The organism is Pseudarthrobacter sp. (genome assembly GCF_036675385.1).
Classification (GTDB): Bacteria; Actinomycetota; Actinomycetes; order Actinomycetales; family Micrococcaceae; genus Arthrobacter.
In genome coordinates this window covers 1-8,198 of sequence record NZ_JAKFFD010000071.1, presented here as the reverse complement: position 1 = coordinate 8,198, position 8,198 = coordinate 1, and the positions used below count along the sequence as shown (strand labels likewise).

7 protein-coding genes are annotated in these 8,198 nt (G+C 64.1%); 5 read left to right on the top strand and 2 right to left on the bottom strand.

Annotated features, from left to right (window positions below; genetic code table 11):
• Both V6M49_RS05695 and purU read right to left on the bottom strand, forming a co-directional pair.
• Nucleotides 1-2,342, bottom strand: a 2,342-nt coding sequence (locus V6M49_RS05695; RefSeq protein WP_332760515.1) for a GcvT family protein, incomplete at its 3' end; no start/stop codon positions are given.
• Nucleotides 2,343-2,396: 54 nt separating this feature from the next.
• A complete protein-coding gene (purU, locus tag V6M49_RS05690; RefSeq protein WP_141139033.1) occupies nt 2,397-3,311 on the bottom strand; it encodes a formyltetrahydrofolate deformylase in 915 nt (304 codons plus the stop codon).
• 136 nt (nt 3,312-3,447) lie between these two features.
• Here purU and V6M49_RS05685 point away from each other — a divergent pair, with 136 nt between their 5' ends.
• The 5 genes from V6M49_RS05685 to V6M49_RS05665 form a co-directional block, all read left to right on the top strand.
• On the top strand, nt 3,448-4,125 hold the full coding sequence (locus V6M49_RS05685; protein ID WP_141139034.1) for a GntR family transcriptional regulator: 678 nt from the start codon (nt 3,448-3,450) through the stop codon (nt 4,123-4,125).
• 167 nt (nt 4,126-4,292) lie between these two features.
• On the top strand, nt 4,293-5,591 hold the full coding sequence (gene glyA, locus V6M49_RS05680) for a serine hydroxymethyltransferase (protein WP_332760514.1): 1,299 nt from the start codon (nt 4,293-4,295) through the stop codon (nt 5,589-5,591).
• A complete protein-coding gene (locus V6M49_RS05675) occupies nt 5,588-6,808 on the top strand; it encodes a sarcosine oxidase subunit beta family protein (RefSeq protein WP_371706759.1) in 1,221 nt (406 codons plus the stop codon). Before glyA ends, V6M49_RS05675 begins: the two co-directional genes overlap by 4 nt.
• 14 nt (nt 6,809-6,822) lie before the next feature.
• Nucleotides 6,823-7,242, top strand: a complete 420-nt coding sequence (locus V6M49_RS05670) for a sarcosine oxidase subunit delta (RefSeq protein WP_332760513.1) — start codon at nt 6,823-6,825, stop codon at nt 7,240-7,242.
• Nucleotides 7,239-8,198, top strand: a 960-nt coding sequence (locus tag V6M49_RS05665) for a (2Fe-2S)-binding protein (RefSeq protein WP_332760512.1), incomplete at its 3' end; no start/stop codon positions are given. The genes V6M49_RS05670 and V6M49_RS05665, both read left to right, overlap by 4 nt.

Here is an 8,198-nt window from a genome sequence, read left to right as displayed (position 1 = left end):
TAGCCATAAGCGGCGCTCGTGACGTAGCCAACTGCCTGGTCCTTGTAGAAGACAGGTTCCTTGCCCAGCACGATGCTGCGGCCGTCGTCGACCGTCAGGCAGCGAAGCCGGCGGGCGGAGTTTTCCTCGGTCCGGCCTTCCAGTGCTGCCTTGCCGACGAAGTTTTCCTTCGTCATCTTCACGGCGAAACCGAGTCCCGCTTCCAGCGGGTCGTGCTCGGTGGTCATGTCGGTGCCCCACGAGCGGTAGCCCTTTTCCAGGCGCAGCGAGCTGAACGCGGCGCGGCCGGCAGCGATCACGCCGAACGGCTGCCCTGCCTTCCACAGTGCGTCCCACAGGCGCTGGCCGTTGTCCGCGCTGGTGTACAGTTCCCAGCCCAGCTCGCCGACGTAGGACAGCCGCATTGCGGTGACGGTGACGCCGCCGATGACAACCTTCTTGGCCCGGAAGTAGCGCAGGCCGTCATTGGAGAAGTCGTCGCTGCTGACCGTGCTGATCAGGTCCCGGGCGAGGGGTCCCCACAAGCCGATGCAGCATGTCCCGCCGGTGGTGTCGCGAACCTGGACCCAGTCGCTGGCGGTTCCGTTTTCCGTCTGGTGGCGTGCGGCCCGCTCAAAGTAGGCCGTGTCGATGTTTCCATTGGCTCCGAGCTGGAAGGTGTCTTCGCTCAGGCGGGCCACGGTGATATCGCTTCGGATCCCGCCGGCGTGGTCCAGCAGGAGGGTGTAGGTGACCGCCCCCGGCTTCTTGGTCATGTCGGCGGTGGTCAGCTCCTGCAGCAGCTTCAGGGCTCCGGGGCCGGAGACCTCGAGGCGCTTGAGCGGGGTCATGTCGTACATGGCCACCGCGGTGCGGGTCTTCCAGGCTTCGGCGGCGGCGATGGGCGAGCTGAACATCCCGGACCAGGCGTCACGTGCCGGCGGCTGCCATTCGTCAGGCATCTCCTTGAGCAGTTCAGCGTTGGCTTCGAACCAGTACGGACGTTCCCATCCGGCGCCCTCCAGGAAGTAGCCGCCCAGCTGCTTGTGGCGGGCGTGGAACGGGCTGACGCGCAGGTTCCGCGGAGAGAGCTTTGGCTGCAGCGGGTGCAGGACGTCGTAGATTTCGACGAAGTTCTGCTGGGACGTTTCGCTGACGTATTCGGGAGTCAGCTGGACTTCTTCGAAGCGGTGGATGTCGCAGTCACCAAGATCGATGCTGGACTTGCCGGTGGTCAGCAGTTCGGCAACGGCGCGGGCAATGCCGGCGGAGTGGGTCACCCACACGGCCTCAGCCACGTAGAAGCCGTCCACTTCCTTCGATTCGCCCACCAGCGAGCCGCCGTCCGGAGTGAAGGAGAAGATGCCGTTGAAGCCATCCTCGATGTCGCTTTCGCGGAGGGCCGGCAGCAGTTGCTTGGTGGCCTCCCACGCAGGAAGGAAGTCCTCCAGGGTGAAGTCCAGGCGCGAAGGCATGTTGTGTTCGCTGATGCTGCTGGGTTCGTAGCTGCCCAGCTCGTCAAGATCCACGGGCATGGGGCGGTGTGCGTAGGAACCAATGCCGTAGCGGTCGCCGTGTTCGCGGTAGTAGAGGTCCTGGTCCTGGTGGCGCAGGATGGGCAGCGACGCGCCGTTGGGCTGTTCGTTCTTGCCCTGCTGTGCCGGGACGGGAGTGGTCTTGACGTACTGGTGGGCCAGCGGGAGGAGCGGGACGGACATCCCGATCATCTCGCCGATCTTGGCGCCCCAGAAGCCGGCGCAGGAAACCACGATGTCCGCGGGGATGACGCCTTCAGCGGTCGCCACTCCTGTGACCCGGCGGTTGGACTGTTCGATTCCGGTGACCTCGGTGTTGCCGATGTACTTAACCCCGGCGGCTTCCGTGCGTTTGATGAGCAGCTGGACTGCGCGGGCGGCGAGTGCCAGGCCATCGCTGGGTACGTGGAGGCCGCCCAGGATGTCTTCCTCATTGATCAGCGGGTAGAGCTCCTTGCATTCCTCGCGGGTAAGGATCTTGCCATCAATGCCCCACGCGGCGGCATAGCCGAGCTTCCGCTTCAGGTCCGCGAGGCGGGTCTCGGTGGTGGCAACTTCCAGACCGCCGACCTGGTTGAAGCAGCTGACGCCGTCTTCGCTCAGGGACAGGAGCTTCTCAACCGTGTACTTGGCGAAGGCAGCCATGCTCTTTGAAGGGTTCGTCTGGAAAACGAGGCCGGGGGCGTGGGACGTGGAGCCTCCAGGCATATTGAGGGGCCCCTGGTCCAGGACGGTGATGTTGTTCCAACCCCGCGCGACCAGTTCGTCGGCCAGGTTCGTGCCTACGATTCCCGCTCCAATAATTACAATGCTTGGCGTCGAAGCCATGTGGTTTCTCCTGCTGATTTTCGTGTGTTGTCTTTGCTGATGTGGTGGTGGTGCTTACCGGAACACGACAGTGCTGGTTTGGTCCAGCAACACACGGTGCTCGCAGTGCCACCGGACGGCGCGGGACAGTGCCAGCGCTTCAGCATCCTGTCCGACTGTTGACAGCGCGGTGGGACCGTAGCTGTGGTCCACCCGGATGACTTCCTGTTCGATGATTGGCCCTTCATCGAGTTCAGCCGTCACGTAGTGGGCGGTGGCACCTACCAGTTTGACGCCACGGTCGTACGCCTGGTGGTACGGGCGCGCTCCCTTGAAACCAGGCAGGAAGGAGTGGTGGATGTTGATGGCCCGGCCTTCGAGGGAGCGGCAGAGGTCATCGGAGAGCACCTGCATGTACCGGGCGAGCACAACGAGGTCAATGTTGTGCTCGTCGACGAGATCCAGCAGTCGCTGTTCGGCGGCTACCTTCGTCTCCGGGGTCACGGGGAGGTAGACAAAGGGCAGGCCGGCGGCTTCGGCCATGGCCCGGTGGGTTTCATGATTGGACACCACTAGGACGATGTCGCCGCCCAGGCTACCGCCGCGCCAGCGGAAGATCAGGTCATTCAGGCAGTGGCCGAACTTGGACACCATGACCAGAACGCGCTGTTTGGTCTGGTCATGGAAGCTGAACTTCATCTCGAAGCGGTCCGCGATGGAATTGAACTCCGCCTGGAGCCGCTCCGGCGTGTACTCGGGGGAACCAGAGAACGCGGTGCGCAGGTGCAGCGTCTCGCGGAGCCCGTCGTCGAACTGTTGGTGCTCGTCGATGTTGAAGCCACGTTCGAAGAGAAAAGTGGTGACTGCTTGGACAATGCCGGCACGTTCGACGCACGACAGTGTGAGTACGAACTTCTGGGCCTTGTCCTTCACGCGGGGGTCGGTCTGAGTCAGCGTGCTGGTTGATGAGTCTGTTGCCACAATGGTCATGTCTCCTCCTTTGGGTATCTTCAGTTAGATATATTCCAAAAACATCAACTGATATATTAGGGTTGGGAATCAGCGTATACTGGTCAGTGGGCGAGGTCAATAGCCTATTTGGCTTGAATGGAAAGGGGTCCGGGCTATGGCTGTTGAAGCGTTGGCGATCGTGGCAGATGGAGTCAAGAAGTCGTTGGCGGACGTGGCCTACGAGCGCATCCGCGACCGGCTGCTGATGCTGGAGATCAAACCCGGCGATCTTCTCAACGACGACCACCTCGCCAGGGATCTCGGCATGGGGCGGACTCCGGTGCGGGAAGCTTTGAAGCGGCTCGAGCTCGACCGCCTGGTGGTTTCGTATCCGCGCAGGGGCACCTTTGCCACCCGCGTAGAGGTGACCGACCTTGCTTTCATTTCAGAAATCCGGACGCAGCTTGAACCGCTCGCCGCGTCCCGGGCCGCCCGGGTGGCCACGGAACGGCAGCGGGAGAAGTTGCGGGCTGTGATGCGGGCTGTTGAATCCTTCGATACCCATGCGGCCTCCGTCGTCGAAACCCTGCGCCTTGATGCGCGCGTCCATCAGGGCATCTACGCGGCTGCGGGCAACCCCCACCTCGAGGACGTCCTGATCCGGTACGACAATCTCGCCACCCGCATCTGGTGCATGGTTCTGGATCGCCTTCCCGACCTTTCCCGCCACGTGCATGAGCACCTGGACCTGCTCGGCGCAGTGATTGACGGCGATGAGGCACGGGCCGCTGATCTGGCAAGGAGCCACGTCAGTGGCTTCGAGGATGCCGTCCGCAAGGCGCTCTTCACCTGATCCAAGCCCCACCTCGCAAACTTTCTACCAGAAGCGCGGCCCTCCAGCCGCGCTTCTGGCGCCTCTGGGATGGCTTGAAAAATCTGTTGACACCCACCTGACTGAATAGCATACTTGAGTCACGAAACTAATATATCAACAGGATATTAGATAGCAGAGGAGAAAAGATGGTCGACGTTCTGACCCGTACGCTCGCAGAGACCGATCCTGCGATCCATGCAGCTGTTCAGCAGGAGCTCCTGCGCCAGCAGGGCACGCTGGAGATGATCGCCTCCGAAAACTTTGCGCCGACTGCCGTCATGGAGGCGCAGGGATCCGTCCTGACCAACAAGTACGCCGAAGGCTACCCGGGCAAGCGCTATTACGGCGGCTGCGAACACGTTGACGTGGTTGAGCAGCTGGCCATCGACCGTCTTAAGTCATTGTTCGGCTCCGAGTTCGCCAATGTGCAGCCCCACTCCGGAGCCCAGGCCAACGCCGCGGCGATGTTCGCCCTGATCCAGCCCGGCGATACCATCCTGGGGCTGAACCTCGCACACGGTGGCCACCTGACCCACGGCATGAAGATCAACTTCTCCGGCAAGCTCTACAAAGTGGTCCCGTACGGAGTCAGCGAAGACACCCATACCATTGACTTGGCCGAGGTTGAGCGCCTGGCCGTTGAGAACAAGCCGAAGCTCATCGTGGCCGGCTGGTCCGCCTACTCGCGGCAGTTGGACTTCGCCGAATTCCGCCGTATCGCGGACTTGGTAGGCGCCTACCTGATGGTGGACATGGCCCATTTCGCCGGCCTCGTGGCCGCAGGGCTTCACCCCAGCCCCGTGCCTCACGCCCACATCGTCACAAGTACCACCCACAAGACCCTTGGCGGCCCGCGCGGTGGCGTGATCCTGACCAACGACGCCGACATCGCCAAGAAGGTCAACTCCGCGGTGTTCCCCGGACAGCAGGGTGGCCCGCTGGAGCACGTTATTGCCGCGAAGGCTGTGGCGTTCAAGCTCGCCGCCGAGCCGGAGTTCCGCGACCGCCAGGAACGAACCCTGGAAGGCGCCCGCATCATCGCAGAACGCATGCTGGCTGCCGACGTTGCAGAGTCCGGCGTGACCGTCGTCAGCGGTGGCACCGACGTGCACCTGGTCCTGGTGGATCTGCGCAATTCGGAACTGGACGGCCAGCAGGGCGAAGACCGTCTCCACCGGATCGGCATCACGGTCAACCGCAACGCCGTGCCGTTCGACCCGCGTCCGCCGATGATCTCGTCCGGTCTTCGTATCGGCACGCCGGCACTGGCCACGCGTGGATTCGGGAAGGCAGAGTTCACCGAGGTCGCAGACATTATCGCCGCAGCACTCAAGCGCGAGTTCAGCGACGAGGCCGTGGCGGAACTGCGGCAGCGGGTTGAAATCCTGGCCGGAAAGTTCCCGCTCTACCCCAACCTTTCTACTGACGCGATCGAGGTGGCATGATGGGCGATCAGCTCCCGGAACACCCGGATTTCCTCTGGCGGAACCCGGAACCCAAGTCCTCGTACGACGCCGTGATTGTCGGCGGCGGCGGGCACGGTCTGGCCACGGCCTACTTCCTGGCCAAGAACCACGGCATGACCAACATCGCCATCCTCGAAAAGGGCTGGCTGGCCGGCGGCAATATGGCCCGGAACACCACCATCATCCGGTCCAACTACCTCTGGGACGAGAGCGCGGCTATCTACGAGCACGCACTCAAGCTCTGGGAAGTCCTGCCGGAGGAGCTCGAATATGACTTCCTCTTCAGCCAGCGCGGTGTGATGAACCTCGCGCACACCCTGGGTGATGTACGTGAAAGCATGCGGCGCGTGGGCGCGAACAAACTCAACGGAGTGGACGCCGAGTGGCTGGACCCCCAGCAGGTCAAGGAACTCTGCCCCATCCTGAACATTAACGACAACATCCGCTACCCCGTCATGGGCGCCACGTACCAGCCGCGCGCCGGCATCGCCAAGCATGACCACGTGGCCTGGGCCTTCGCCCGCAAGTGCGACGAACTGGGCGTGGACATCATCCAGAACTGCGAAGTCACCGGCTTCGTCAAGGACGGCAATCGGGTCACCGGCGTCAAGACCAACCGCGGCACCATCAACACCGAAAAGGTGGGCCTTTGCGCCGCCGGGCACAGCTCGGTCCTGGCCGAAATGGCCGGCTTCCGGCTCCCCATCCAGTCCCATCCGCTGCAGGCGCTGGTTTCCGAACTGCACGAACCGGTCCACCCCACAGTGGTCATGTCCAACCACGTGCACGTCTACGTTTCCCAGGCCCACAAGGGCGAGCTTGTCATGGGCGCCGGAGTGGACTCCTACAACGGTTACGGCCAGCGCGGCTCGTTCCATGTGATCGAGCACCAGATGGCGGCCGCCGTCGAGCTCTTCCCGATCTTTGCCCGTGCGCACGTACTCAGGACCTGGGGCGGCATCGTTGATACGACGCTGGACGCCTCCCCGATCGTGGGCACCACCCCGGTGGACAACATGTTCGTGAACTGTGGCTGGGGCACCGGCGGCTTCAAGGGCACGCCGGCCGCGGGCCTCACCTTTGCCCACACCATCGCCACGGGAACGCCGCACGAACTGAACAAGCCGTTTGCGCTGGAGCGGTTCGAAACCGGCGCCCTGATCGACGAGCACGGCGCAGCCGCCGTGGCCCACTAGAAGAGAGTCCGGACATGCTCCTCATTTCATGCCCCAACTGCGGCTCCCGCGACGAGACCGAGTTCCACTACGGCGGCCAGGCCCACGTGGCCTATCCGGAAAACCCGAACGAACTGAACGACCGCGAATGGGCCGAGTTCCTGTTCTACCGGGACAACACCAAGGGCGCCTTTGCCGAACGCTGGCTCCACAGCACCGGCTGCCGCCAGTGGTTCAACATGCTCCGCGACACGGTCAGCTACGAGATCCAGGCGATCTACCCCATGGGCGCGCCCCGGCCTGACGCAGCCGCCCCGGCACGTGAGTCCGGCACGGCCAGCCTCGCCGCTGACAGCACCACCACCGGCACCGCTGCGCCGAGCACCGCCACGACAAGCATCGCCGGCAGCACCTCATCTGCCAGCACCACCGCCCCGGAAGGAGCAACCAAGTGACTTCCCAGAATGCCCGCCTCGCCGCCGGCGGACGCATCGACCGCACCATCTCCTGGCGATTCACCGTGGACGGCGAGGAATTCACCGGCCACCCCGGCGACACACTCGCCTCGGCCCTGCTCGCCAACGGCCGGGTCGCCGCCGGAAACTCGCTGTACGAGGACCGCGCACGCGGCATCATGTCCGCCGGCGTTGAGGAATCCAACGCACTGGTTCGCGTTGAAGCCCGGTTCCCGGGCCACGTGGCAGAGTCCATGCTTCCCGCCACCACCGTCACCCTGGTGGACGGCCTCGCAGCCAGCATGCTGAACGGCCTGGGCAAACTGGACCCGGAAGATGACCGTGCCGAGTACGACAAGAAGTACGTCCACACCGACGTCCTGATCATCGGCGGTGGCCCTGCCGGCCTGGCCGCGGCCCGTGAAGCGGTCCGCACCGGCGCCCGCGTGATCCTGATGGACGACCAGCCCGAACTGGGCGGCTCCCTCCTGTCCGGGTCCACGGCCCCCGGCCTCGCCGAGGCCATCGAAGGCAAGCCGGCCCTGGAGTGGGTGGCGGACGTGGAAGCCGAACTGGTTTCCGGGGCCGAAAGCACGGTCCTGAACCGCACCACGGCCTTCGGCGCCTACGACGCCAACTACGTCATTGCGGTCCAGAACCGCACCGACCACCTGTCCAGCCCGGCAGCGCCCGGCGTCTCCCGGCAGCGGATTTGGCACGTGCGTGCTAATCAGGTGGTTCTGGCCCCCGGCGCCCACGAGCGTCCCCTGGTCTTCGAGAACAACGACCGCCCCGGCATCATGCTGGCCTCCGCCGTCCGCAGCTACCTCAACCGTTACGCCGTCGCCGCTGGCCAGCGCGTCGTCATCAGCACTACCAACGACAGCGCCTACGCCCTCGCCGCGGACCTGCGGGCCGCCGGCGTCAAGGTGGCGGCCGTGGTCGACGCCCGCCCC